Below are 24,453 nucleotides of genomic sequence, written 5' to 3'. Positions count from 1 at the left end.
ATTATTTTTCGTCTAATCTAACGATCATGTGCTTCAAGATTTCATCAGTAATTTTCATTACACGATCAAGTTCATCAGCACAAGTAGATTCAGCACTGATATCGAACAGACAATAAAAACCGTCCATGCAGCCTTTTATTTCATAGGCAAGACGTTTTTTACCCCAACGATCTTCTTTGTCAATGATGCCACCATTATCGGTAACGATCTTGGAAAATTTTTCGATTGTGGCATTGGTCTGTTCTTCTTCCATTGGTCTTACAATAAATATGACTTCGTACTTTCTCACGAAATCACCTCCCTCTCTGGACTATCGGCCCTTTTATAAGGGCAGGGGATTCAAAATAAATTTTGAAACCAGTCTAAATTAATTATTAACTTTATAAGTATAGCATGAGTAATAAATAAATACAATGACGAAGCATCACAAAATAATTTTAACTGGAAGTTTTTGGTAAAACTGCACATGCCGGTAGCAATCCTGAAATAAGACGGAATGTATTGTTGATAAAGTGCGCGCAAAATATTTATGGTGAATTGGATAAACAATTATGTACAGTGGGAGCAGGTGGTTCTTCTGATGCAAATTGGGCTGCTGCAACAGGAGCTGTAGCAATCGATGGATTGGGGCCTGTAAAAGGAGGCAAGAATCATACCGAACGAGAATGTTCAAAGGTTTCAAGTGTGGTTCCACGTATGTATCTTTTGGCACGTATGCTTATGGAATGCGGTAAGGGTAAGGAAAACATCTTTTAGTTATTTTTTTTCGCACCCCTGACCATTGAACAAAAGATTCCTATAGTGCAGGTTATAGCTAAGACAAGAAAAATTTGCTGCATACCGCTGAGCAGTGAAGTAAGATATTCCGCGGGAATGATATTGGTGGTATATATAGACAGTAGTAAAGAAACAATTGCCATACTGGTCGCTTGCCCAAACATGCGCATTGCAGCCAGTATGGAGGAGGCCACACCATAAAATTCGGGTTGTACAGATCCCATGATCGCGTTATTGTTGGGGGATGAAAAAAGAGCAAACCCAATACCGATAATCAATAAAATGCTTCCTATATAATAAAACGATGTATTATTTGCAATGGTAGAAAAAGAGAACAGCCCCGCAGCAGTGAGCGTCATGCCGGAAGATGCAACTAGGCGGGGCTCAAATTTGTCCGACAAAGCTCCGGCAAACGGAGATAAAATCGACATCATTATTGGCTGTAATAATAATAAGATACCTGCGTTAAGCGGATCTAATCCGCGGATAATCTGTAAATATAAAGACAGAACGAAAGAAATGCCAAAAGTTGCACTGTAATGAATAAGAGCGGCTAGATTGGACATGGCAAAAATTGTATTTTTAAATAAATTTAAAGTAAAAAGTGGGTATTTGGTATATTTTTGTCTGGCAATAAAGAGCGCACCGAAGATTAATCCTAAAACAACCAGCCATTTCATGAGTGGATGGCTGACATAATCAGATAATCCGTATAAAACTGATGAAGATGCCAGAGCATAAAGAAGAGAACTGGGAATGTCGAGCTTTTCTTTTTGGTTGCCATACCATTCTTGCTTTACAAAGTGCATTATATATATACTCATTGACATACCTGCGGCAGTAAAAATAAAAATGGTACGCCAGCCTAGAAATTCTGTAAGTGCACCGCCGATAACAGGACCCAGTGAAAGACCGAGATATACACAGGCTGCAGAATAACCAATTATTTGTCCGCGCTTTTGCGGTGGGTTGCTGGCTATAAGCATGGCCATCCCGGTGGAAAAATTCATGGACATGCATACTCCCTGGATAAAACGAAATAGCAGCAATGTTTTTAAGTCGGAAGTGAAAATGCAGAAGAGAGTACTTAAAGCTACACCAATACAGCCAATTTGGTAGATTTTCCGCCGACCTTTTATGTCGGCCAGCTTACCGCAAGGCAGTAAGAAGGCAACAGCCCCTAATAAGAATAAAGTCAATACCCAAGTCAAATTTTCTGCATTAACACCATATTCCAGAGCCATAGATGGTATAGCAACATTCACAGAGCTTGCCATAAACGGGCCAAAGAAAGATGTTATCAATACAGATATGAAAACTTTTTTATCATCCATACTATTACCTACCTATTGTAAATATATTTGTACCTATTATAATATAGTTTTATCAGCAACTAAATGGATTAAAAAAAATAGCAGAAATATCTTAGATAGTAGGTAATAAATGTTTGACTTTGTTTTTTATGAGTGCTATAATCACATTATAGAAATATGAAGACCGTGATATGCGTATTGAACGCAGAAGTGGCAAGCTGATTAGAAAACTAAAAGCTTGGAGGGATGCAGAAATTTATCCTTCCAGGCTTTTTTTGATTATTTGTCTCTGTCAAGACATTTCTGGAATACATATGTACGGTTTTAGTGAGAAAACTAATAGTATCATCATTTGAAAATAATAATATAAATGGAGGTTATTTAAATGGCTAAAGTATATGACAGCATCACACAACTTATTGGTGGGACACCACTTTTACGGGCAAACAATTACATAAAAGATCATGGCTTGAAGGCAGACATCCTTGCTAAATTGGAATATTTTAATCCAGCCGGTAGTACTAAAGACCGTATTGCCAAATCAATGATTGAAGATGCAGAAAAACGTGGTATCCTGAAGGCAAATTCTGTTATCATAGAACCTACTAGTGGTAACACTGGTATAGGTTTAGCTGCTATTGCTGCCGCACATAGATATAAAATAATAATAACTATGCCGGAAACAATGAGTGTTGAACGTCGTAATTTACTTAAAGCATACGGCGCACAGATTGTACTGACTGATGGAAAAGCGGGAATGAAGGGCGCTATTGCAAAAGCTGAAGAATTGGCAAAGCAAACACCTAATTCTTTTATACCATCGCAGTTTACAAATCCTGCAAATCCGAAAGCCCATTACAAAACTACAGGTCCTGAAATTTGGGCTGATGCAAATGGCAAAGTTGATATATTTATTGCTGGTGTTGGTACAGGTGGAACCCTTTCAGGAACAGGCAAATATTTAAAAGAAAAGAATCCGGCTATAAAGATTTATGCTGTTGAACCGAAAACTTCACCTGTATTGAGTGAAGGAAAAGCCGGCCCACATAAAATTCAGGGTATCGGTGCAGGTTTTATTCCTGAAACGCTTGATACTAAGATTTATGATGGAGTTATAACCATTTCCAATGAAGATGCATTCAAATATGGTCGTGAATTTTCACAGTCAGAAGGTGTTTTAGTCGGCATTTCGTCAGGGGCAGCATTTGCTGCGGCTGTACAGCTGGCAGAAAAACCGGAAAATGAAGGCAAAACAATAGTGGCAATTCTTCCAGATACAGGTGAACGGTATTTGTCCACTGCTTTATTCAGCGAATAATAGAAGTTAGGAAACCGTGGGTTTTAGGCTCACGGTTTTTTGTATTTTGCTGGGATTTTGCTAGGATTATATAAAAAGATTAAGAAAAGAATTTCTATTATTGTGAATTTACTGTTAGAAAATGAATTTTTATTGCAAATTTACTGGCCTTCCTTTATAATAAAAACAGATTTGCGATATCTATGCCGAAAGGATATGTTCATTATGGATACTAGTATGAGTATTGCTGCCATGTCAGTTGGTATAAGTCAGGAACGCACACAGGAAAGTGTGGGTGTATCTGTTCTTGGCAAAGTTTTTGATGATATGAATTCATCTGCTGAAATGATTACTGAAATGTCTGTCGGCTCGGATCCAAACCTTGGCACTAATGTAGATCTTAGCGTTTGATCATACGGCTTTGCCGTAAATTTAGATAAGCTTATTTTGTTCTATTTTGCACAGCTTGATATTACGGCGATGGAGAACGAACGGGCTTGAAATGTAAGGAGACTTTACAGATGGATTATCAAGACAAGACTTTGGTATGCAAAGATTGCGGTAAAGAGTTTATTTTTACTGCAGGGGAACAAGAATTTTATGCGGAAAAGGGTTTTGCTAATGAACCTGGACGGTGCCATGACTGCCGTACGGCGAGAAGGCACAACCGCGATGGGCAGGCTGCACCTCGTAAAATGTATAATGTAGTTTGTGCAAAATGTGGACAAGAAACACAAGTTCCCTTTGAACCAAAATCTGACCGGCCGGTATATTGCCGTGATTGCTTTAATGCTTTGCATAAGTAAAACTGTGTGGTAAGCAATAATGAACGATTATGTGTATGGATAGCATCGGCAAAGGAGCATGGCATTAACCGTGCTCCTTTTTACATGACTAATAATAAAATTGTAAATTATGATTGGGAGGATTAGATATGAAAAAAATAATGTTATTATGTATAGCGGCTGTTATGGGACTAGCTATGCTGACGGCCGGTTGCGGTGACAATGCAACCAGCAGCGATAATGCTTCTTCTGGTTCAGGGGATGCAAAGGCTTTGAAGGTTGGCACTAATGCTGACTTTGCTCCGTTTGAGTTTCAAGGAGAAGGCAGTGATGAATATCAAGGGTTTGATATGGATATCATAAGAGCTGTTGGCAAGGAAATGGGAGTTAATGTAGAAATAAATAATATTGCTTTTGACGGACTTATACCAGCACTCCAAAGTGGTAATATAGATATTGCTATTTCGGGGATGTCTATAACTGATGAACGCAAACAACAAGTAACATTTTCAGATCCGTACTATGACTCAGGTCTTACCGCAATGGTAAAAGCTGATAATAATGATATCAATTCTTTTGCCGATCTCAATGGTAAGAAGATTGCTGTCCAGATTGGTACTACAGGAGCTGAAGAAGCCAAAAAAATTCCTAATGCGCAAGTAAAAGAAATGAATAGCTCAGCAGATACTTTTCTTGAACTGAAGGCGGGAAATGTTGATGCAGTATTGAATGATAAACCGGTAAATGATTATTATATGGTAAAAAATAGTGATAGCACGGTGAAACGCGTTGGTGAAAAACTCACTTCAGAAAGTTATGGAATAGCATTGAAAAAGGATAATACAGAACTTGCTGCAAAAATTAATGAGGCCATTCAAAAGCTTAAAGAAAATGGACAGTATAATGAAATCTATAAAAAATGGTTTGGCACTGAACCAACAGATAACAAATAATTAACAGCACCGAAAAAATATATAGGATGTTGACCATATGAGCTTTAATTTTGATTTAATAATTAAGTCGTTTCCACTTTTACTGGCTGGTGCGCTGATTACAATAAAGATAACATTAATCAGCGTTGGCATAGGTATAGTTATAGGACTATTTGTCGGGATAGCACGTGTTACCAAGGTCAAACCCATAAGATGGCTGGCGGCAATTTATGTCGACTTCATTCGTGGTACACCGCTTTTGGTACAGATCTTTTTGATATATTTTGCATTGCCTATTGCATTGGGGATAAAAATAAATCCGTTGATTGCTGCTATTACGGCTTGCGGCATAAACAGCGGAGCTTACGTAGCAGAAATCTTTCGTGCAGGCATACAAGCTGTTGATGAAGGTCAAATGGAAGCTGGCAGATCCCTTGGTCTTACGTGGCCGCAGACAATGCGCTACATTGTAATACCACAGGCGTTTAAAAGTGTTATACCACCACTTGGCAATGAATTTATTGCGTTGCTGAAGGATTCTTCGCTGGTGTCTGTCATAGGTTTTGAAGAACTTACCAGACGTGGCCAGCTTGTGATAGCAAGAACCTATGGATCTTTGGAAATATGGCTCAGTGTGGCATTCCTTTATCTTATAATGACACTCACTATATCACGATTGGTAGCTTATCTGGAGTGGAGGTTCGATATAAAAAATGATAGACGTTAAGGACCTGCATAAATCATTTGCGGCTACTGAAGTTTTGAAGGGAATTAACCTGAACATAAAGAAGAGCGAAGTAGTAGTTATTATAGGACCTTCCGGTTCAGGAAAAAGCACCTTGCTGCGCTGCATGAACTATTTGGAAATACCTACCAGCGGCCAGGTATTGATTGACGGTATGAATTTACAAAAATCGGATATTAATAAAATCCGCTCTGAGATAGGCATGGTTTTTCAACGCTTTAATCTATTTCCGCATATGAATGTATTGGAGAACATTTCCCTTGCACCCATGAAAGTTAGAAATATTGCTAAGAAAACTGCAGAAAAAGATGCGTTCGCGTTATTGGAAAGAGTAGGGCTGAAAGATAAGGCGCACGCTTATCCTGCCCAACTGTCAGGCGGACAGCAGCAACGTGTTGCTATAGCCAGGGCTTTAGCGATGCGCCCTAAGGCAATGCTGTTTGATGAACCGACATCAGCCCTCGATCCTGAAATGGTGGGTGAAGTTCTTGATGTTATGCGCACTTTGGCTGAAGAAGGCATGACAATGGTTATAGTTACCCATGAAATGGGTTTTGCACGGGAAGTAGGAAGCAGATTATTGTTTGTCGATGATGGCAGGATAATAGAGCAAGGACAACCACGAGTTGTTTTTGAAAATCCGAAAGAAGACCGGACAAAATTATTTTTGTCAAAAGTTTTATAAATTTTATTACCGCTGTGGGATTTACCACAGCGGTTTTATATTTGTCTTTCTTCTGGAACAGGCGAAATATATGGGGAAAATAGCAAATGTTTTTGTGCATTTAAGAACGCTGTGATACGCCAGGCAACGTGTACACGAAAATACTTATAAATAAAGTGTTGACATAGGTTTTTGGTCATGGTAATATATATGAGTGTCTAAAACTGCGGTAATGTTACAGGAGTGATACTAATGCTAGAAGAACTAAAAAATGCAAAACGGGTTATTGGAACTAAACAAGTTACAAAAGCTGTCAATAACGGTTTGGCAAAATATGTTTTTTTGGCTATTGACGCAGATGACAGAGTTTTGAAGCCACTGCGTATTTTATGCGAAGAAAAAGAAACAAAAGTGGTGGCAAAATTTACGATGGCAGAGCTTGGTAAAGCCTACTCGATTGAAGTCGGCGCTGCAGCAGCAGCTATAATAAACAAGTAAGCCGATATGCCCTATTCAGGGTTTTATCTTTTAGGAAGGAGGTGCATGTATGCCTACAATTAATCAGTTGATCAGAAAAAGCAGACAGAGCATGCAGGAAAAATCTACGGCTCCGGCACTTAAAAACTGCCCGCAGAAACGTGGCGTTTGCACCAGGGTTTATACAACTACCCCAAAGAAGCCTAACTCCGCATTGCGCAAAGTTGCCCGTGTCCGTTTAACTAATAGCATCGAGGTTACAGCTTATATTCCCGGGATTGGACATAATCTTCAGGAACATAGCGTTGTTTTGATTCGTGGCGGTCGTGTAAAAGACTTGCCAGGTGTCCGTTACCATATCATTCGTGGTTCACTTGATACAGCAGGAGTCCAAGACCGTGCACAAGGTAGAAGCAAATATGGTGCTAAACGTGGTAAGAAAAAATAATTAAAAAATGATTAATAACAAGGAGGGACATAGATGCCGAGAAAAGGTCCTGTACCTAAACGTGATGTGTTGCCGGATCCGGTTTACAAATCCAAAAAGGTGACAAAATTCATTAATAAAATAATGCTTTCTGGTAAGAAAAGTGTTGCGGAACAAGTTGTGTATGATGCATTTGACCGCATTAAAGATAAGACAGGAAAAGATCCATTAGAAGTTTTTGAAACTGCACTTAATAATGTAATGCCTGTTTTAGAAGTTCGTGCTCGCCGTGTTGGTGGTGCTAACTACCAAGTACCGGTTGAAGTTCGTCCAGACCGCCGCATGACACTTGGCATACGCTGGCTGGTAAGTTACGCCCGTTTGCGTGGCGAAACGACAATGAATGAAAGATTGTCGGGCGAATTGATGGATGCAGCTAACAATACTGGTGCTGCTATTAAGAAAAAAGAAGATACTCACAAGATGGCGGAAGCTAACAAAGCATTCGCTCATTATCGTTGGTAATTTTTAGAGAACAAGGAGCGATGTAAGTGGCTAGAGAGTTTTCCCTTGAAAAAACTCGCAATATAGGTATCATTGCACATATTGATGCTGGAAAAACCACTACGACCGAACGTATACTGTTCTACACTGGCATTGTTCATAAGATCGGCGAAGTCCATGACGGCGCAGCGACTATGGACTGGATGGCACAGGAACAGGAAAGAGGAATAACTATTACCTCTGCTGCTACTACCTGCCATTGGAAGGGGCATCGTATCAATATTATAGATACACCCGGTCACGTGGACTTCACAGTAGAAGTTGAACGTTCGTTAAAAGTACTTGATGGGGCCGTAACAGTCCTTTCCGGAAAAAGTGGTGTTGAACCACAATCCGAAACCGTTTGGCGCCAAGCTGAACGCTACAATGTACCGCGTATGGTTTATGTGAACAAGATGGATATTGTTGGTGCTGATTTTTACAACGTTATCCAGATGATGGTTGATCGTCTGCACGCTAATCCTGTTCCTATTCAGATTCCTATCGGAGCTGAAGAAGGTTTTCGTGGCATGATTGATCTTATAAAGATGGAAGCTATTCTTTATGAAGATAAAGAAGGCAAACTGGAAACCTTCGGACCTATTCCTGATGACTTAAAGGAAAAGGCTGAAGAATACCGTCAGAAGATGCTGGACGTTATTGCTGAAACTGATGACGACTTCATGATGAAATATCTTGAAGGCGGAGAAATTACTGAAGATGAAATTAGAAAGACAATAAGAAAAGCTACAGTAGAATGTAAAATTTGCCCGGTAGTTTGCGGTTCTTCTTATAAGAATAAGGGCATACAGCCAATGCTGGATGCTGTTATTGCTTTCATGCCTGCACCTACAGATATTCCTGCTATAAAAGGAACAAATCCGGATACAGGCGAAGAAGCCAAACGTGATGCAAGTGATGAAGAACCTTTTTCTGCATTGGCCTTTAAAATTATGGCTGATCCATTTGTCGGCAAACTTGCGTTCTTCCGTGTATACTCTGGTACATTGTCTGCTGGCTCTTATGTATATAATTCTACAAAAGATAAAAAAGAACGTATCGGCCGTATTTTACAGATGCATGCTAATCATCGTAAAGAACTTGATATCGTGTACAGTGGTGATATCGCTGCTGCAGTTGGACTTAAGGATACGACAACAGGTGATACACTCTGCGATGAAAAGAATCCGATAGTTCTTGAATCCATGGAATTCCCGGACCCGGTTATTTCCGTCGCTGTTGAACCAAAAACAAAAGTTGACCAGGAAAAGATGGGGATAGCTCTCCAGAAACTAGCAGAAGAAGATCCTACCTTCCGCGTTGCAACCGACCAGGAAACTGGACAAACAATTATATCAGGGATGGGAGAACTTCATCTGGAAATAATTGTTGATCGTATGTTACGCGAATTCAAAGTAGAATGCACTGTTGGTAAACCGCAGGTCGCTTATCGTGAAACTATAAAGAAAAACGTCAAAGCTGAAGGTAAATTTATTCGCCAATCTGGTGGTAAAGGACAATACGGTCATTGCTGGCTTGAACTTATTCCACAAGAACCAGGCGCAGGTTTCTCTTTTGAAAGCAAGATTGTTGGCGGTGCTATTCCTAAGGAATATATCAACCCAATCGAAAATGGTGTTAAAGAAGCTATGGAAAACGGCGTAGTAGCCGGTTATCCAATGGTTGACATCAAAGCTATTGTGTATGATGGTTCGTACCATGAAGTCGATTCATCAGAAATGGCATTTAAAATTGCTGGCTCTATGGCATTTAAAAATGGCGCACAAAAAGCTGATCCGGTACTGCTGGAACCTTATGTTAAGGTTGAAGTTACTGTTCCGGAAGATTATATGGGCGATGTAATCGGCGATCTTAATTCTCGCCGTGGCCGCATTGAAGGAATGGAACCGCGTAATGGCGTACAAGTCATTAACGGTACGGTACCTCTTTCTGAAATGTTTGGCTATGCTACTGATTTACGCTCTAGAACACAGGGTCGTGGGAACTATTCAATGGAAGTTTCTCATTATGAAGAAGTTCCTAGAAATATATCAGATGCTATTGTTTCAAAAAACAAAGGTGAATAAGGGAGGAAATTACTCACAATGGCAAAACAAAAGTTTGAAAGAACTAAACCACATGTTAATATTGGTACTATCGGTCATGTTGACCATGGTAAGACAACTCTTACAGCTGCTATTACGAAAGTGCTTTCCAAAAAAGGTCTTGCTCAATTTGAAGACTATAGTATGATTGACAAAGCTCCAGAAGAACGTGAACGTGGTATTACAATTAATACAGCACATGTTGAATATGAAACTGCTAAAAGACATTATGCACATGTTGACTGCCCGGGCCATGCTGACTATGTAAAGAACATGATTACTGGTGCTGCACAGATGGATGGTGCTATTCTGGTTGTTAGTGCTGCTGATGGTCCTATGCCACAGACTCGTGAACATATTCTGCTCGCTCGTCAGGTTGGCGTTCCTGCAATGGTTGTATTCCTTAATAAAGCTGACCAAGTTGATGATCCTGAACTTTTGGAACTCGTTGAAATGGAAGTTCGCGAACTTCTTTCTTCTTATGACTTCCCAGGTGATGACATTCCAGTTATAACTGGTTCTGCTTTAAAAGCTCTTGAAGGCGATCCTGAAGCAGAAAAGAAAATTCTTGAACTCATGGATGCTGTAGATGATTATATCCCTACACCTACCCGTGATACAGATAAACCTTTCTTGATGCCAGTTGAAGATGTATTTACCATTACTGGTCGTGGTACTGTTGCTACTGGCCGTGTTGAACGTGGTGAACTCAAATTAAATGATGTTGTAGAAATCATTGGTCTTTCCAATGAAAGAAAATCAACAACAGTAACTGGTATTGAAATGTTCCGTAAGAGCATGGATACCGCTGTTGCTGGTGATAATATCGGCGCACTTCTGCGTGGTATTGACCGTACTGAAATCGAACGTGGACAGGTTCTTGCTAAACCTGGTACAATTCATCCGCATACCAAATTTAAAGCTCAGGTATATGTACTGACTAAAGATGAAGGCGGCCGTCATACTCCGTTCTTCTCCAACTATCGTCCGCAGTTTTATTTCCGCACGACAGATGTTACTGGCGTTGTAAAATTGCCTGAAGGTACAGAAATGGTTATGCCTGGTGATAATATCGAAATGGATATCGAACTCATTACCCCAATCGCTATTGAAAAGGGTTTGCGTTTCGCTATTCGTGAAGGCGGCCATACAGTTGGTGCCGGCCGTGTAATTGAAATTGCTGAGTAACTTCAAAGAATATAAAGTTTATATAAGGGCGGCGTTTCGCCGCCCTTATATAAGGCTTTTTTTTGTCCAATGCGATGATGTGTTAGATTGCTCGTTTTGTTGGACGAGGTAACTAATGCAGAGAAATGTCCGGATCATAGAATCCAGGCGATAAGGAGGAATTATTTTGTCCAAACAACAAAAAATACGTATTCGTTTAAAGGCTTATGATCACAAGGCTCTTGATCAGAGTGCCGTTAAGATAGTTGAAACTGCCAAAAGAACCGGTGCTATGGTTTCCGGTCCGATTCCCTTGCCTACCGAAAAAAATATCTATACAATTTTAAGATCTCCACATGTAAATAAAGATTCTCGTGAACAGTTTGAAATGAGAACACATAAACGTCTTATTGATATTTTAGAACCTACATCGAAGACAGTTGATGCTTTAATGCGTTTAGATTTACCGGCTGGTGTGGATATCGAAATTAAATTGTAATAGGAGGTGGCAAACGTGGCAAAAGCAATTTTAGGTAAAAAACTCGGCATGACTCAGATTTTTACCGAAGAAGGCGGAGTAATACCCGTTACAGTAGTTGAATCCGGTAAAAATGTTGTGCTTCAAAATAGAACAATGGAAAATGATGGTTATAATGCAGTACAACTTGGTTTTGGTGAAAAGAAAGAAAAGAAAGTAACCAAACCTATGCATGGTCATTTTTCTAAAGCTGGAGCGACTCCGGTGAAATATATCCGTGAAGTTCGTTTGGCTGATGCTTCTGAATATAACGTTGGTGATACAATCAATGTTGATATATTTACTGAAGGTGATTTGGTAGATGTAGTCGGAATATCAAAAGGCAAAGGTTTTGCTGGCGGTATTAAACGTCATAATTTTGCATGTGGTCCGATGAAGCATGGTTCTAAATCACATCGTGAACCTGGTTCTACAGGTGCTATGATCAGTGGTCATGGTGGACGCGTACTAAAAGGTAAAAAACTGCCAGGACGAATGGGTGCAGATCAGGTTACCATACAGCGTCTTAGCATTGTTCGGGTTGATAAAGATCGCAATCTTTTACTTGTAAAAGGTGCTATACCTGGAGCAACAAATAGTTTTGTAATGATAAAAGAAACAGTCAAACCAAATAAAAAATAATTGGAAGGAGGATAAAGAGGTAATATGCCTACAGTAGAAGTATTTAATATGACCGGACAAAAAGTCGGCGACGTACAGCTGGCAGAAAATGTATTCGGTGTTGAAATAAATGAAGGTCTGGTGCATCAAGCCGTTGTTATGCAGCTTGCAGCTCAACGCTTGGGCACACATGCTACGAAGACAAGAGGTTTTGTTCGTGGCGGTGGCCGTAAACCTTGGCGGCAAAAAGGCACTGGCCGTGCAAGAAGCGGCAGCACCCGTTCTCCAATATGGGTTGGCGGCGGTACTATTTTTGGACCGCATCCTCGCTCTTATGCATTCTCCATGCCTCGTAAACAGCGTCGCTTGGCTATTAAGTGCGCACTTACAGATAAAGTTAACGGCAAAAATATAGTCGTACTTGAAAATCTTGATTTTGCAGCACCGAAAACAAAAGATGTTGTAAAATTACTTAAGGATTTCAGCGTCGATGGTAAAGCACTTTTTATAACTGCTGATTTTGCTGAAAATGTGGAAAAATCTTCCCGTAATATTCCGGGTGTGAAAGCAATAAATTCCAGTGGATTGAATGTTTATGATATTTTAAATCATAATAAGCTTTTCATCACGAAAGATGCTGTTACCCGTGTTGAGGAGGTATTGGCATAATGGATGCAAGAGATATTATAATAAAACCGCTTGTAACAGAAAGATCAACAGATTTGATGGCTCAGGGGAAATATGTTTTTAAGGTTGATAAAAGAGCTAACAAAGTTGAAATTAGCAAAGCGGTTGAAGAAATTTTCAAAGTAAAAGTAACGGATGTAAATACCATAAATGTTACTGGTAAAATGAAACGTATGGGCCGTAACATTGGCAAACGCGCCGATTATAAAAAAGCAATCGTAAAGCTCGCTGCAGGAGAAACAATTGAATTCTTCGAAGCGTAACTTGAAGAAAAGGAGGTAAATGAAGTGGCAATAAAAAAGTTTAAACCGTATTCCCCAGGAAGAAGATTTATGACCGTATCTTCTTTTGAAGAAATAACAACTGATAAACCAGAAAAATCACTGTTGGAAGAATTAAAGAAAACAGGCGGCCGCAATATGCATGGTCGTTTGACAGTAAGACATCAAGGCGGTGGACATAAACGTCTTTATCGTATAATTGATTTTAAACGTAATAAAGATACTGTTCCGGCTCGTGTAGCAACTATTGAATACGATCCAAATCGCAGTGCCCGTATTGCTCTGTTGAATTATGCTGATGGTGAAAAACGTTACATCCTTGCACCTAATGGATTGAAAGTCGGCGATACCGTCGTATCCGGACCAGACGCTGATATAAAACCAGGTAATGCATTGCCTATAGTTAATATTCCAGTTGGTTCAATGATCCATAATGTTGAACTTAAGATTGGTAAAGGCGGACAGTTAGTTCGTTCCGCTGGAGCAGGCGCTCAGCTTATGGCGAAGGAAGGCAATTATGCTCTTTTGCGTATGCCTTCAGGCGAAATCCGTAAAGTGCATATAAATTGTCGTGCAACTATCGGCCAGATTGGCAATCTTGAACATGAAAATATTTCTATTGGTAAGGCAGGTCGCTCACGCTGGCTTGGTATTCGCCCGGCTAACCGTGGTGTCGCGATGAACCCGAATGACCATCCACATGGTGGTGGGGAAGGTAGAAGCCCTGTTGGTCGTAAACATCCTGTAACTAAATGGGGTAAATGCGCAATGGGTGCTAAAACACGCCGTAGAAAACCGTCCGATAAACTTATTGTTAAACATCGCGTAAGCAAACGTGATAAATAATATAAGCAGCATATATTTCGCTGCAGACTAGATGGTTGAAAGGAGGATGCATTTTGTCAAGATCAGTTAAAAAAGGACCTTATGTACATCAGAGCGTTGTTAAAAAAATCGATGCGATGAATGCAAGCAATGAAAAAAAAGTCATAAAAACATGGTCAAGAAGTTCAACTATTTTGCCGGCGTTTGTGGGATATACGATTGCTGTGCATGATGGTCGTAAACATGTGCCTGTATATATAACTGAAGATATGGTCGGACATAAGTTAGGTGAATTTGCACCTACGCGTACTTTTAAAGGTCATTCTGGGGAAGAACGCAAGACCGTTTTAAAATAACTGCCGAAAGGAGGAACTTTAGTGGAAGCTAAGGCAACAGCAAAATATATTCGAATTGCTCCGCGCAAAGCTCGCGTGGTTATAGACCTCATTCGCGGTAAGAATGTGGCAGAAGCTTTTGCAGTTTTAAAATTTACGCCTAAAATAGGCGCTGATGTAGTTAATAAAGTATTAAAATCAGCTGTAGCAAATGCTGAAAATAATTTTGATATGAATGTTGATGCTCTTTATGTAGCAGAAGCATATGTTGATCAGGGACCTACCTTGAAACGCATCCATCCGCGTTCTCGTGGACAGGCATTCAAAATTTTAAAGCGCACATCACATGTTACAGTTATAGTCAAAGAAAAATAAAAAGGAGGTAATAGATTTGGGTCAGAAAGTTAATCCGCATGGCATGCGTATTGGCATCGTCAAGACATGGGATGCCAAGTGGTATGCTGACAAAGATTACGCAGCAAATTTATATGAAGATATAAAGATCCGCGAATATCTTAAAGATAGTCTTCAACAAAGCGGAGTATCAAAAATTGAAACTGAACGTTCCAAAAATCGTCTTAAACTTACAATTCATACCGCAAAACCTGGTATGGTAATTGGTCGTGGCGGCTCAGGAATAGAACAAATCAAAAACAGCCTGAAGAAGTTAACCACAAAGCACGTAGATATTAATATCGCTGAAATTAAACAGCCGGATATGGATGCAACCCTTGTTGCTGAAAATATTGCATCACAGCTTGAACGCCGTATTGCATTCCGTCGTGCTATGAAGCAGTCTGTGGGACGCACCATTCGTATGGGAGCCAAAGGTATTAAAATTACTGTTGGCGGACGTCTTGGCGGTGCTGAAATCGCTAGAAGAGAATCTTATCGTGAAGGCAGTATTCCACTTCATACATTAAGAGCTGATATTGATTATGGGACAGCTGAAGCACATACAACTTATGGTCGTATTGGCGTAAAAGTGTGGATATTTAAAGGCGAAATCCTTCCAGAAAAGAAGCAGCCTGTTAAGGTCGCAGCTGAAGGGAGCGAAGCTTAATGTTAATACCAAAGAGAACAAAATTCCGTAAACAATTCCGTGGTAATATGAGGGGTAAAGCTCATCGTGGCAATAAAGTGTCACATGGTGAATATGGTCTTCAGGCACTTGAATCAGCATGGATCACCAACCGCCAGATTGAAGCTGCTCGTATTGCAATGACACGTTATGTTAAACGTGGCGGACAAGTTTGGATTAAGATTTTCCCGGATAAACCGGTAACTGCAAAACCTGCTGAAACACGTATGGGTAGTGGTAAAGGTTCGCCGGAATACTGGGTAGCAGTAGTAAAACCGGGCCGTGTGTTGTTTGAAATGGGCGGCGTAACGGAAGAAATAGCAAAAGAAGCCATGCGTCTTGCAGGGCATAAGCTGCCAATAAAGACCAAATTTGTAAAACGTGAAGAACAGCAAGAGGGCGGTGAAGTAAATGAAGGTTAAAGATATACGTGATATGAGTGACGGCGAACTTAACCAGAAACTTGCTTCACTTAAAGAAGAGCTCTTCAATTTGAGATTTCAGCTTGCCACAGGCCAGCTTGAAAATCCTATGCGTATCAAAGATATTAAAAAGACAATTGCCCGTGTTAAAACAATTCAGCGTGAGCAGGAATTAAAGGCTAATGCTTGATGATGATATGCATAAGGAAGGAGGCTCTTTTATGAGTGAAAGAAATGAACGCAAGACTAAGATTGGTAAAGTCGTAAGTGATAAAATGGAAAAAACCGTTGTAGTAGCTGTTGAAGATCTTGAACAGCATGCTCTTTATAAGAAATCTATAAAGAAGACGGTTAAATTTAAAGCTCATGATGAAAACAACGATGCCCATATCGGCGATACCGTTTCTCTCATGGAAACACGTCCGTTATCTAAAGATAAACGCTGGAGAGTCGTTAAAATTCTTGAACGGGCAAAATAAAGATTAAAGCCGAAGGATTTTAATAAAGGAGGTAAAGCAATTGATCCAACAACAGACAATGCTTAATGTTGGCGATAACACTGGAGCAAAAGAAATAATGTGCATCCGTGTTATGGGCGGTTCTTATCGTAAGTACGCCAACATCGGTGATGTAATCGTCGCCGCAATAAAATCTGCATCTCCTGGTGGTATGGTAAAAAAAGGGGATGTCGTTAAAGCTGTGGTTGTACGTACGAAAAAAGGACTCAGAAGAAAAGATGGATCCTACATCCGTTTTGATGAAAATGCAGCTGTAATTATAAAAGATGATAGAACCCCTAGGGGAACCCGTATTTTTGGACCTGTAGCCAGAGAATTGCGTGACAAAGATTTTATGAAAATCATCTCATTGGCGCCAGAAGTACTTTAATGATGAGGAGGTGCAAGATTGTCGCAATATAAGTTAAAAGTAAAAAAAGGTGATACGGTCCTCGTATTATCCGGTAAAGATAAGGGCAAGCAGGGAAAGATTTTGCAGGCTCTGCCTAAAAAAGATAAAGTTGTAGTCGAAGGAATAAATAAAGTAAAACGCCATACAAAGCCTAATCAAAACGTTCCTAAAGGCGGAATTATTCCTAAGGAAGCACCTATGCATGCATCTAAAGTCATGATTGTATGCCCAGCATGCTCCAAACCTACCCGTATAGCTAAAAAATTAGTCGATGGGAAAATGGTTCGTGTATGCAAGAAATGCGGCGAACTTTTGGATCAGACAAAATAATAAGGGAAGGAGGCAATATTGGTGGATAGATTGCAGGAAAAGTATTTAAAAGAAGTAGTACCGGCTTTGACCGAAAAATTTGGTTATAAAAATGTTATGCAGTTGCCGAAAGTGGCAAAGATTGTTATTAACATGGGTGTTGGTGAAGCCGTTGGCAATTCAAAAGCACTTGATGCTGCTGTTGGAGATTTGACTATCATTGCGGGGCAGAAACCAGTACTTACCAGAGCTAAAAAATCTTTAGCTGCATGGAAATTACGTGTTGGTATGCCTATCGGTTGTAAAGTTACTTTACGCGGTGTACGCATGTATCAATTCCTTGACAAGTTCGTAAACATTGCACTGCCGCGCGTTCGTGACTTCCGTGGTGTAAGTGGAAAAGCTTTTGACGGACGTGGTAATTATTCAGTAGGACTTAAAGAACAATTGATTTTCCCGGAAATCGAATATGATAAAATCGATAAAATCCGTGGTATGAACATTATAGTTGTAACAACGGCGAAAACCGACGAAGAGGCCAAAGAACTTCTCCGCCTTTTGGGGATGCCGTTCAGCGCATAAAAAGAGGAGGTATAGTTTTTAATGGCCAAAAAGGCATTGATCGAAAAATGGAGCAAAGAACCAAAATACAAAGTTCGTCAATATAATAGATGTAAAATTTGTGGCCGTCCGCACGGTTATATGCGTAAATTTGATATGTGCCGTATTTGTTTTAGAGAACAAAGTTATAAAGGCGCAATCCCTGGTGTAACGAAAGCCAGCTGGTAAAGTTAGAAAGAAAGGAGGATATCGATTTTATGGGAATGACTGATCCGATTGCAGATATGCTTACACGTTTGCGCAATGCAAACTCTGTTTTACATGAAAAAGTTGAAATTCCTGGTTCTAATATCAAAAAAGCTATTGCTGATGTTTTAAAAGAAGAAGGCTTTATAAAAGATTATACTTTTACACAAGACAATAAGCAGGGTGTACTTACTATTAAACTGAAATATGGTCCTGATAATGAACACGTAATAACCGGTTTAAAACGTATTTCTCGTCCTGGCCTTCGTACTTATGTAAAAAAAGATCAGCTACCGCGCGTTCTGGGTGGACTTGGTATTGCAATAATATCTACATCAAAAGGTATTATGAGTGATAAAAAGGCTCGCAGCACAGGAGTTGGCGGCGAAATATTAGCTTACGTTTGGTAATTTTTAGAACTGGGAGGTGTACAAATGTCAAGAATAGGTAAAGCACCTATTGAGATCCCTAATGGTGTTACAGTTACAGTTGATGATAATAATCATGTAGTTGTAAAAGGACCGAAAGGTGAATTGTCTCGTACGTGCCATAAAGATATAAAAGTAATAGTTGAAGGTAATGTTGTCACTGTACAGCGTCCTTCCGACGATAAAAATCATAGAGCATTACACGGTCTTACACGCAGCCTGGTTCATAACATGGTTATAGGTGTGACCGAAGGATTTACTAAAAGTCTTGAAATCAATGGTGTAGGTTATAGAGCTACCCAGCAGGGGAAAAATCTTAATCTTTCATTAGGCTTTTCTCACCCTGTAGTAGTTGAACCACCAGCAGGAATTACTCTTGCTGCTCCGGCTCCTAACAAAATCGTTGTATCCGGTGTTGATAAAGAAGTCGTTGGCGAAGTTGCTGCTAAGATTCGCGGTTATAGAGAACCGGAACCTTATAAAGGCAAGGGCATTAAGTATGAAAATGAACACATTCGTCGTAAGGTCGGTAAGGCCGGCGGCAAGGGAGCTAAATGATTTTTTTAAGAGAAAGGAGCAATTGGCGTGTTTAAAAAGCAAGATAAGAACAAGGCTCGTCAAAAGCGTCATTTACGCGTACGCAATCGTGTGTCCGGTACGGCTGCAAGACCTCGGTTGAATGTATTTCGTAGTCTCAGTAATATATATGCACAGATTATTGATGACGTGAATGGTGTTACATTGGCTGCGGCTAGTTCAAAAGATAAGGATTTTGCAAATTATGGCGGAAACGTAGAAGCAGCAAAAGCTGTTGGCGCTGCAGTTGCAAAATCCGCTATAGATAAAGGCATCACTGAAGTTGTGTTTGACCGTAGCGGATATGTATATCATGGTCGTATAGCGGCTTTAGCTGACGCAGCTCGTGAAGCAGGACTTAAATTCTAATTTATAGAACAGGAGGTTAATTGATGGCCAGAATAGATGCTAATGCGCTTGAGTTACAGGAAAAAGTCGTTTATATAAATCGTGTTGCCAAAGTTGTAAAAGGCGGTCGTCGCTTTTCTTTCAGTGCTTTGGTTGTCGTCGGTGATAAAAACGGTCATGTTGGCGCAGGACTTGGCAAAGCCGGAGAAGTACCGGAAGCAATCAGAAAAGGCATTGAAGATGCAAAGAAAAATATTATCACAGTATCGTTAGTAGAAAAAACAATTCCGCATCAGGTTACAGGTATTTTCGGCGCAGGAAGAGTTCTTTTGAAACCAGCAGCAAAAGGTACTGGCGTTATTGCCGGTGGCCCTGCTCGTGCGGTATTGGAATTGTGCGGTATCGGTGATATCTTAACGAAATCACTTGGTTCATCTAATCCTAATAATATGGTACGTGCTACTATTTGTGGGTTGGATCAATTGAAAAAAGCAGAAACAGTTGCGCAGTTGCGCGGTAAAACTGTTCAGGAACTTTTGGGTTAAGGAGGTTATTTCAATGGCAAAACTGAAAGTTACTCTTACCCGTAGCCTTATCGGTCATCCGCAAGATCAGCGTGCGACTGTTAAAGCATTAGGCTTAAAGAAAATTAGTTCCGTGGTGGAAAAGGATGATAATCCAGCTATTCGCGGTATGCTCCATAAAGTAGAACATCTTATAAAAGTAGAAGAAATTAATGCATAATGAAAAAGGGGGTGCCAGGTGACTATGAATTTACATGAATTATCTCCTGCTCCGGGTTCTAAGAAAACACGTACTCGTATCGGCCGTGGTCTTGGTTCTGGTTTAGGTAAAACTGCTGGGCGCGGTCATAAAGGTCAGAACTCCCGCTCCGGTGGTGGTGTCCGTACCGGTTTTGAAGGCGGTCAGATGCCGTTATACCGCAGATTACCAAAACGTGGTTTCAAAAATATTTTTGCAAAAAAATATGCGCAAGTTAATATTTGTATGCTGGATCGTTTTGAAGATGGCAGCGTAGTTGATGCAGTTGCTTTAGTGGAATCTGGAATATTGAAGAACGTACATGATGGTATTCGGATTCTCGGTAATGGCGAAATAACAAAAAAACTTACTGTTAGGGCACAGGGATTTACAAAGTCTGCTGAAGAAAAGATCAAGGCAGCAGGCGGGCAAATTGAGGTGATCTAATTTGATTTCAGCCCTTGGGAACATATTTAAAATTCCTGAATTACGGCAAAAAATCATCTTCACCTTAATAATGTTTGCAGTGTTTAGACTGGGAACGCATATTCCTGTCCCGGGAGTTAATCCCGATGCACTCGAACATCTTTTTAACAGTGGTAATCTATTCGGATTGTTGGATTTATTTTCTGGCGGGGCTTTAAGCAAGTTTTCAATATTTGCTATGAGCATAACACCGTATATCAATGCTTCCATCATCATGCAGCTTTTAGCTGTTGTTGTACCTACTTTAGAAGAATGGTCAAAAGAAGGTGCAGAAGGTCAGAAAAAAACGACTAAGGTCACCCGTTATTTAACGGTTGTCCTTGCGTTTTTACAGGCCATTGGAATGTCAATAGGTTTACGTGCTGCCATAATAAATCCAAATCCCATTTCTGTATTGATTATTGCAATCACATTAACAGCGGGAACTGTTTTTTTAATGTGGGTCGGTGAACAGATAACAGCCAATGGTATAGGGAATGGCATTTCGTTGATAATATTTGCTGGTATAGTAGCAGCATTACCTCATTCTTTAGGGGTTATGTACCAGTATTTGCAGGCGGGAACAATAAATTATTTCAATCTGTTTTTGTTTTTATTTATTGCACTTGCTATGGTTGTGTTTGTTGTTGCGATTCAGCAAGGGCAGCGCAGGGTGCCTATATCTTACACTAAAAGAGTAGTTGGAAATAAAACTTATGGCGGTCATTCGTCCCATATACCGCTTAAAGTAAATCAAGCAGGGGTTATACCGATAATTTTTGCTTCATCATTATTGATGTTTCCAGCAACTATCGGACAGTTTGTAAGTGTAGGCTGGATAAAAACCGCTACCTCTTATTTTCAATGGGGAACGCCTATTCACACGGTAGTATATACCTTGCTAATAATTTTCTTTACTTATTTTTATACAGCTGTTACACTAAAAATACCTGATTTGGCTGATAATCTTAAGAAATATGGTGGCTTTGTTCCAGGTATAAGACCAGGCAAAGATACAGCAGATTATCTCGACCAGATTATGACAAAAATAACTCTTGCTGGAGCGGTGTTTTTAGCATTGATAGCTATATTTCCAACGCTTATTGCTAATGCAACACACATTCAGGGAGTATATTTCGGTGGTACGGCATTGCTTATCGTGGTCGGTGTAGCACTGGATACGATGAAGCAGATAGAATCCATGGTGGTAATGCGCCATTATGAAGGCTTCATGAAATAGAGAGGTAAATTATTGTGCACATTCTGTTAATGGGACCTCCTGGGGCCGGTAAAGGTACACAGGCGGCAAAATTAGTTGAAGAATTTAAAGTACCACATATTTCTACAGGTGATATGTTCAGGGCAGCAGTAAAGAACCAAACTGAACTTGGTAAAAAAGCGAAAGCTTGTATGGACCAAGGTAAGCTTGTTCCTGACGATGTTACTATTGGCATAGTCAAGGAACGTCTTTCTCAGCCAGACTGTAAAAAGGGATTTATCCTTGATGGATTTCCCCGTACAGTAGAACAGGCAAAAGCCCTCGACAAGATAATTGCCGAATTGGGACTTAAGCTCACTGGTGCTCTTAATATAAATGTCCCTGCACAGGACCTCATAGAAAGAGCCGTGGGACGCCGCATTTGTAAGAAATGTGGAGAAACATATCATATAAAGTTTAAAAAATCGCTTAAAGAAGGTATTTGCGATGTTTGTGGTGGACAATTGTATCAGCGTGCTGATGACAGTGAAGAAACCATGAAAAATCGCCTAGCTGTTTATGATGAACAGACTAAGCCCCTTATAGCGTATTATAAAAATGCAGGATTATATAAAGAAATTGATGGCAGACAGTCTATGGACAAGGTGTACGGTGATGTTGTGGCTGTACTGCGCGGCTGATATAATGGAAAAGTTTACGTCGGATAGTAGTTTGGTAAAGACGCTATTGAGACAATTCATTGCAATAATGTTGGGCAAGGATGGTTCCTTAGAAAAAAGGTTGCCTGAAAGAGTAGTTCGCCCAACCTTTATTCGAAAGGGAGCAGTTTCATGTCTAAACAAGATGTAATTGAAGTTGAAGGTAGAGTACTTGAAGCATTACCAAACGCAATGTTTCAGGTAGAATTGGAAAATGGCCATGTCGTTTTAGCTCACGTATCCGGCAAGATTCGTATGAATTTTATCCGCATATTGCCGGGCGATAAAGTTACAATTGAGCTTACGCCATATGATCTTACGAGAGGCCGTATTACTTATAGATTTAAGTAAGCGGCAGTTGGGATTATAGGAATATTGCTGAAAGGAGTAATTGCAATGAAAGTACGACCATCAGTGAAACGCATTTGCGAAAAATGTAAAATAATTAAACGTAAAGGCCGGGTAATGGTCATTTGTGAAAACCCTAAACATAAACAAAAACAAGGATAATAGGAGGTGTGTTAATATATGGCACGTATTGCCGGTGTAGATTTACCACGCGATAAACGGATGGAAGTCGCTTTAACATATATTTTTGGTATCGGGCCGAAATCAGCACGTGATATTTTAGCAGTTACAGGTATAAACCCTGACACTCGCGCACGTGATCTGACGGAAGATGAAGTAGCAAAGCTGCGTGAAGCACTTGAAAAAAGCTATACTGTTGAAGGTGATCTTCGTCGTGAAGTTTCCCTTAACATTAAACGCTTAGTAGAAATAGGCTGCTATCGGGGCAGACGTCATCGTGTCGGACTCCCTGTACGCGGACAGAATACTAAGAATAATGCACGTACGAGAAAAGGTCCTAAGAAGACCATTATGGGTAAAAAGAAAGAAGAAGCATAAGGAGGGTTAGAATTGCCAGTAAGTAAATCTCGTCCGAAAAAAAGAGAACGTAAAAATATTGAATATGGCGTAGCTCATATTCGTTCGACTTTTAACAATACAATTGTTACTATTACTGATAAAAACGGCAATGCGCTTTCATGGGCAAGCGCTGGCGGTCTCGGATTCAGAGGCTCGCGTAAGAGCACTCCGTTTGCAGCTCAGATGGCAGCAGAAGTAGCCGCAAAGGCAGCTATGGAACACGGCTTAAAACAGGTAGAAGTTTATGTAAAAGGACCAGGGGCGGGACGTGAAGCAGCTATCCGTTCACTCCAGGCTACGGGACTTGAAGTAAATATGATTAAGGATGTTACGCCGATTCCTCATAACGGATGCCGTCCGCCGAAACGTAGAAGAGTATAATAGGAGGGAAAAATAGATAAATGGCAATTGATAGAGTACCGTCTCTGAAAAGATGTCGTTCTTTAGGCATAGAGGCTGCTGTAGTCGGTCTTGGCAAAAAATCTAAACGCCAGCCCCGCCGCACAGGCCGTAAGATAAGTGAATACGGCACACAGCTTAAAGAAAAGCAAAAAGCAAAATTTATATATGGTGTATTGGAAAAACAATTTCGCCTTTATTATGATAAAGCTAAAAAAATGCAAGGAGTTACTGGTGAAAATCTTTTAGTTTTATTAGAAAGACGCCTTGACAATGTTGTATTCCGTTTGGGTCTTGCCAATACTCGCCGGCAGGCTAGACAAATGGTTACACATGGTCACATTACAGTTAATGGCAAACGCCTTGACATCCCGTCTGCATTTGTAAAAGCTAATGATGTAATTGGTGTAAAGGAAAGCAGCCGTTCAAGTGAATTGTTTAAGGCTGTTGCCGAATCAGGCAATAAATTGAGTGTTCCAGCTTGGCTTAGTGCTGGTGAATTAGGCGGAACCGTAACAAGATTTCCTAATCGCGATGAAATCGATGTTCCAGTAGACGAACAGGCTATCGTCGAATTGTACTCCAGATAATATGTCATATTGGTC

42 protein-coding genes are annotated in these 24,453 nt (G+C 40.1%); 40 read left to right on the top strand and 2 right to left on the bottom strand.

Going from position 1 to position 24,453, the window contains the following annotated elements; genetic code table 11:
* Position 1 precedes the first annotated feature (1 nt).
* The gene (rpsF, locus tag EDC37_RS04505; protein WP_132548362.1) at positions 2-289 is read right to left on the bottom strand and encodes a 30S ribosomal protein S6; all 288 of its coding nucleotides are present in this window, start codon (positions 287-289) and stop codon (positions 2-4) included.
* Between the two features lie 212 nt (positions 290-501).
* Between rpsF and EDC37_RS04500 the strand changes: the two genes are divergently transcribed.
* Positions 502-756 carry a hypothetical protein gene (locus EDC37_RS04500; protein WP_196589751.1) on the top strand — a complete coding sequence of 85 codons (255 nt, stop codon included), beginning with the start codon at positions 502-504 and terminating at the stop codon, positions 754-756.
* Here the strand turns inward: EDC37_RS04500 and EDC37_RS04495 are convergent.
* Positions 753-2,111 carry an MFS transporter gene (locus EDC37_RS04495; RefSeq protein ID WP_132548360.1) on the bottom strand — a complete coding sequence of 453 codons (1,359 nt, stop codon included), beginning with the start codon at positions 2,109-2,111 and terminating at the stop codon, positions 753-755. The genes EDC37_RS04500 and EDC37_RS04495 overlap by 4 nt on opposite strands.
* Before the next feature lie 364 nt (positions 2,112-2,475).
* Here EDC37_RS04495 and cysK point away from each other — a divergent pair, with 364 nt between their 5' ends.
* The 39 genes from cysK (at position 2,476) to rpsD (ending at position 24,438) form a co-directional block, all read left to right on the top strand.
* Positions 2,476-3,408 (top strand): cysteine synthase A, encoded by a 933-nt coding sequence (gene cysK, locus EDC37_RS04490; RefSeq protein WP_132548358.1) that lies wholly within the window; start codon positions 2,476-2,478, stop codon positions 3,406-3,408.
* A 204-nt stretch (positions 3,409-3,612) separates the two neighbouring features.
* Positions 3,613-3,798 (top strand): YjfB family protein, encoded by a 186-nt coding sequence (locus EDC37_RS12265; RefSeq protein ID WP_165874452.1) that lies wholly within the window; start codon positions 3,613-3,615, stop codon positions 3,796-3,798.
* A 110-nt stretch (positions 3,799-3,908) separates the two neighbouring features.
* Complete coding sequence (locus tag EDC37_RS04480) at positions 3,909-4,193, top strand: zinc-ribbon domain containing protein (RefSeq protein ID WP_132548354.1); 285 nt, start codon at positions 3,909-3,911, stop codon at positions 4,191-4,193.
* Between the two features lie 128 nt (positions 4,194-4,321).
* Positions 4,322-5,125 carry a basic amino acid ABC transporter substrate-binding protein gene (locus EDC37_RS04475; RefSeq protein WP_132548352.1) on the top strand — a complete coding sequence of 268 codons (804 nt, stop codon included), beginning with the start codon at positions 4,322-4,324 and terminating at the stop codon, positions 5,123-5,125.
* Positions 5,126-5,162: 37 nt separating this feature from the next.
* Positions 5,163-5,831 (top strand): amino acid ABC transporter permease, encoded by a 669-nt coding sequence (locus tag EDC37_RS04470; protein ID WP_132548350.1) that lies wholly within the window; start codon positions 5,163-5,165, stop codon positions 5,829-5,831.
* Positions 5,818-6,534 carry an amino acid ABC transporter ATP-binding protein gene (locus EDC37_RS04465; RefSeq protein ID WP_132548348.1) on the top strand — a complete coding sequence of 239 codons (717 nt, stop codon included), beginning with the start codon at positions 5,818-5,820 and terminating at the stop codon, positions 6,532-6,534. The genes EDC37_RS04470 and EDC37_RS04465 overlap by 14 nt, the downstream gene beginning before the upstream one ends.
* A gap of 231 nt (positions 6,535-6,765) precedes the next feature.
* The gene (locus tag EDC37_RS04460; RefSeq protein WP_132548346.1) at positions 6,766-7,011 is read left to right on the top strand and encodes a L7Ae/L30e/S12e/Gadd45 family ribosomal protein; all 246 of its coding nucleotides are present in this window, start codon (positions 6,766-6,768) and stop codon (positions 7,009-7,011) included.
* Between the two features lie 49 nt (positions 7,012-7,060).
* On the top strand, positions 7,061-7,438 hold the full coding sequence (rpsL, locus tag EDC37_RS04455) for a 30S ribosomal protein S12 (protein ID WP_132548344.1): 378 nt from the start codon (positions 7,061-7,063) through the stop codon (positions 7,436-7,438).
* Between the two features lie 33 nt (positions 7,439-7,471).
* Positions 7,472-7,942 (top strand): 30S ribosomal protein S7, encoded by a 471-nt coding sequence (gene rpsG / locus EDC37_RS04450; protein ID WP_132548342.1) that lies wholly within the window; start codon positions 7,472-7,474, stop codon positions 7,940-7,942.
* A 26-nt stretch (positions 7,943-7,968) separates the two neighbouring features.
* On the top strand, positions 7,969-10,047 hold the full coding sequence (gene fusA / locus EDC37_RS04445) for an elongation factor G (RefSeq protein ID WP_132548340.1): 2,079 nt from the start codon (positions 7,969-7,971) through the stop codon (positions 10,045-10,047).
* 18 nt (positions 10,048-10,065) lie between these two features.
* On the top strand, positions 10,066-11,253 hold the full coding sequence (gene tuf / locus EDC37_RS04440) for an elongation factor Tu (RefSeq protein WP_132548338.1): 1,188 nt from the start codon (positions 10,066-10,068) through the stop codon (positions 11,251-11,253).
* Between the two features lie 166 nt (positions 11,254-11,419).
* Positions 11,420-11,731, top strand: a complete 312-nt coding sequence (gene rpsJ / locus EDC37_RS04435; protein ID WP_132548336.1) for a 30S ribosomal protein S10 — start codon at positions 11,420-11,422, stop codon at positions 11,729-11,731.
* A gap of 15 nt (positions 11,732-11,746) precedes the next feature.
* Entirely contained in the window at positions 11,747-12,391 is a 645-nt protein-coding gene (gene rplC, locus EDC37_RS04430; protein ID WP_132548334.1) for a 50S ribosomal protein L3, read from the top strand.
* A 24-nt stretch (positions 12,392-12,415) separates the two neighbouring features.
* The gene (gene rplD / locus EDC37_RS04425; RefSeq protein WP_132548332.1) at positions 12,416-13,039 is read left to right on the top strand and encodes a 50S ribosomal protein L4; all 624 of its coding nucleotides are present in this window, start codon (positions 12,416-12,418) and stop codon (positions 13,037-13,039) included.
* On the top strand, positions 13,039-13,320 hold the full coding sequence (rplW, locus tag EDC37_RS04420) for a 50S ribosomal protein L23 (protein ID WP_132548330.1): 282 nt from the start codon (positions 13,039-13,041) through the stop codon (positions 13,318-13,320). Before rplD ends, rplW begins: the two co-directional genes overlap by 1 nt.
* Positions 13,321-13,344: 24 nt before the next feature.
* Complete coding sequence (rplB, locus tag EDC37_RS04415; protein ID WP_132548328.1) at positions 13,345-14,184, top strand: 50S ribosomal protein L2; 840 nt, start codon at positions 13,345-13,347, stop codon at positions 14,182-14,184.
* 53 nt (positions 14,185-14,237) lie between these two features.
* On the top strand, positions 14,238-14,519 hold the full coding sequence (gene rpsS / locus EDC37_RS04410; RefSeq protein WP_132548326.1) for a 30S ribosomal protein S19: 282 nt from the start codon (positions 14,238-14,240) through the stop codon (positions 14,517-14,519).
* A 21-nt stretch (positions 14,520-14,540) separates the two neighbouring features.
* Positions 14,541-14,873 carry a 50S ribosomal protein L22 gene (gene rplV / locus EDC37_RS04405; protein WP_132548324.1) on the top strand — a complete coding sequence of 111 codons (333 nt, stop codon included), beginning with the start codon at positions 14,541-14,543 and terminating at the stop codon, positions 14,871-14,873.
* A gap of 16 nt (positions 14,874-14,889) precedes the next feature.
* Positions 14,890-15,561 carry a 30S ribosomal protein S3 gene (rpsC, locus tag EDC37_RS04400; RefSeq protein ID WP_132548322.1) on the top strand — a complete coding sequence of 224 codons (672 nt, stop codon included), beginning with the start codon at positions 14,890-14,892 and terminating at the stop codon, positions 15,559-15,561.
* Positions 15,561-16,001: a 50S ribosomal protein L16 gene (gene rplP, locus EDC37_RS04395; RefSeq protein ID WP_132548320.1), complete on the top strand. Its 441-nt coding sequence runs from the start codon at positions 15,561-15,563 to the stop codon at positions 15,999-16,001. The genes rpsC and rplP overlap by 1 nt, the downstream gene beginning before the upstream one ends.
* Positions 15,991-16,191 carry a 50S ribosomal protein L29 gene (gene rpmC, locus EDC37_RS04390; RefSeq protein WP_132548318.1) on the top strand — a complete coding sequence of 67 codons (201 nt, stop codon included), beginning with the start codon at positions 15,991-15,993 and terminating at the stop codon, positions 16,189-16,191. Before rplP ends, rpmC begins: the two co-directional genes overlap by 11 nt.
* Before the next feature lie 31 nt (positions 16,192-16,222).
* Positions 16,223-16,480, top strand: a complete 258-nt coding sequence (gene rpsQ, locus EDC37_RS04385) for a 30S ribosomal protein S17 (protein ID WP_132548316.1) — start codon at positions 16,223-16,225, stop codon at positions 16,478-16,480.
* A gap of 40 nt (positions 16,481-16,520) precedes the next feature.
* Positions 16,521-16,889: a 50S ribosomal protein L14 gene (rplN, locus tag EDC37_RS04380; protein ID WP_132548314.1), complete on the top strand. Its 369-nt coding sequence runs from the start codon at positions 16,521-16,523 to the stop codon at positions 16,887-16,889.
* An 18-nt stretch (positions 16,890-16,907) separates the two neighbouring features.
* On the top strand, positions 16,908-17,240 hold the full coding sequence (rplX, locus tag EDC37_RS04375; protein ID WP_132548312.1) for a 50S ribosomal protein L24: 333 nt from the start codon (positions 16,908-16,910) through the stop codon (positions 17,238-17,240).
* A 21-nt stretch (positions 17,241-17,261) separates the two neighbouring features.
* Positions 17,262-17,801, top strand: coding sequence for a 50S ribosomal protein L5 (gene rplE, locus EDC37_RS04370; protein ID WP_132548310.1), 540 nt, complete (start codon positions 17,262-17,264; stop codon positions 17,799-17,801).
* Between the two features lie 21 nt (positions 17,802-17,822).
* The gene (locus EDC37_RS04365; RefSeq protein ID WP_132548308.1) at positions 17,823-18,008 is read left to right on the top strand and encodes a type Z 30S ribosomal protein S14; all 186 of its coding nucleotides are present in this window, start codon (positions 17,823-17,825) and stop codon (positions 18,006-18,008) included.
* Between the two features lie 29 nt (positions 18,009-18,037).
* Positions 18,038-18,436, top strand: a complete 399-nt coding sequence (gene rpsH, locus EDC37_RS04360; RefSeq protein ID WP_132548306.1) for a 30S ribosomal protein S8 — start codon at positions 18,038-18,040, stop codon at positions 18,434-18,436.
* A gap of 24 nt (positions 18,437-18,460) precedes the next feature.
* Entirely contained in the window at positions 18,461-19,012 is a 552-nt protein-coding gene (rplF, locus tag EDC37_RS04355) for a 50S ribosomal protein L6 (protein ID WP_132548303.1), read from the top strand.
* Between the two features lie 27 nt (positions 19,013-19,039).
* The gene (gene rplR, locus EDC37_RS04350; protein ID WP_132548301.1) at positions 19,040-19,399 is read left to right on the top strand and encodes a 50S ribosomal protein L18; all 360 of its coding nucleotides are present in this window, start codon (positions 19,040-19,042) and stop codon (positions 19,397-19,399) included.
* Positions 19,400-19,422: 23 nt separating this feature from the next.
* Complete coding sequence (rpsE, locus tag EDC37_RS04345) at positions 19,423-19,923, top strand: 30S ribosomal protein S5 (protein WP_132548299.1); 501 nt, start codon at positions 19,423-19,425, stop codon at positions 19,921-19,923.
* 13 nt (positions 19,924-19,936) lie between these two features.
* A complete protein-coding gene (gene rpmD / locus EDC37_RS04340) occupies positions 19,937-20,122 on the top strand; it encodes a 50S ribosomal protein L30 (protein WP_132548297.1) in 186 nt (61 codons plus the stop codon).
* Between the two features lie 24 nt (positions 20,123-20,146).
* Positions 20,147-20,587 (top strand): 50S ribosomal protein L15, encoded by a 441-nt coding sequence (gene rplO / locus EDC37_RS04335; RefSeq protein ID WP_132548549.1) that lies wholly within the window; start codon positions 20,147-20,149, stop codon positions 20,585-20,587.
* Between the two features lies 1 nt (position 20,588).
* Positions 20,589-21,845, top strand: coding sequence for a preprotein translocase subunit SecY (secY, locus tag EDC37_RS04330; protein WP_132548295.1), 1,257 nt, complete (start codon positions 20,589-20,591; stop codon positions 21,843-21,845).
* 14 nt (positions 21,846-21,859) lie between these two features.
* Positions 21,860-22,504, top strand: coding sequence for an adenylate kinase (locus EDC37_RS04325; protein ID WP_132548293.1), 645 nt, complete (start codon positions 21,860-21,862; stop codon positions 22,502-22,504).
* A gap of 150 nt (positions 22,505-22,654) precedes the next feature.
* Positions 22,655-22,873: a translation initiation factor IF-1 gene (infA, locus tag EDC37_RS04320; protein WP_132548291.1), complete on the top strand. Its 219-nt coding sequence runs from the start codon at positions 22,655-22,657 to the stop codon at positions 22,871-22,873.
* Between the two features lie 45 nt (positions 22,874-22,918).
* A complete protein-coding gene (rpmJ, locus tag EDC37_RS04315) occupies positions 22,919-23,032 on the top strand; it encodes a 50S ribosomal protein L36 (protein WP_132548289.1) in 114 nt (37 codons plus the stop codon).
* A gap of 18 nt (positions 23,033-23,050) precedes the next feature.
* Positions 23,051-23,428 (top strand): 30S ribosomal protein S13, encoded by a 378-nt coding sequence (rpsM, locus tag EDC37_RS04310; RefSeq protein ID WP_132548287.1) that lies wholly within the window; start codon positions 23,051-23,053, stop codon positions 23,426-23,428.
* 12 nt (positions 23,429-23,440) lie between these two features.
* On the top strand, positions 23,441-23,830 hold the full coding sequence (rpsK, locus tag EDC37_RS04305; RefSeq protein ID WP_132548285.1) for a 30S ribosomal protein S11: 390 nt from the start codon (positions 23,441-23,443) through the stop codon (positions 23,828-23,830).
* A 20-nt stretch (positions 23,831-23,850) separates the two neighbouring features.
* Complete coding sequence (gene rpsD, locus EDC37_RS04300; protein WP_132548283.1) at positions 23,851-24,438, top strand: 30S ribosomal protein S4; 588 nt, start codon at positions 23,851-23,853, stop codon at positions 24,436-24,438.
* Positions 24,439-24,453 lie beyond the last annotated feature (15 nt).

It is taken from the genome of Pectinatus cerevisiiphilus (assembly GCF_004341685.1).
Classification (GTDB): domain Bacteria; phylum Bacillota; class Negativicutes; order Selenomonadales; family Selenomonadaceae; genus Pectinatus; species Pectinatus cerevisiiphilus.
The sequence above is the reverse complement of the archived record's forward strand: the minus strand, read 5'-3'. Positions and strand labels throughout refer to the sequence as shown.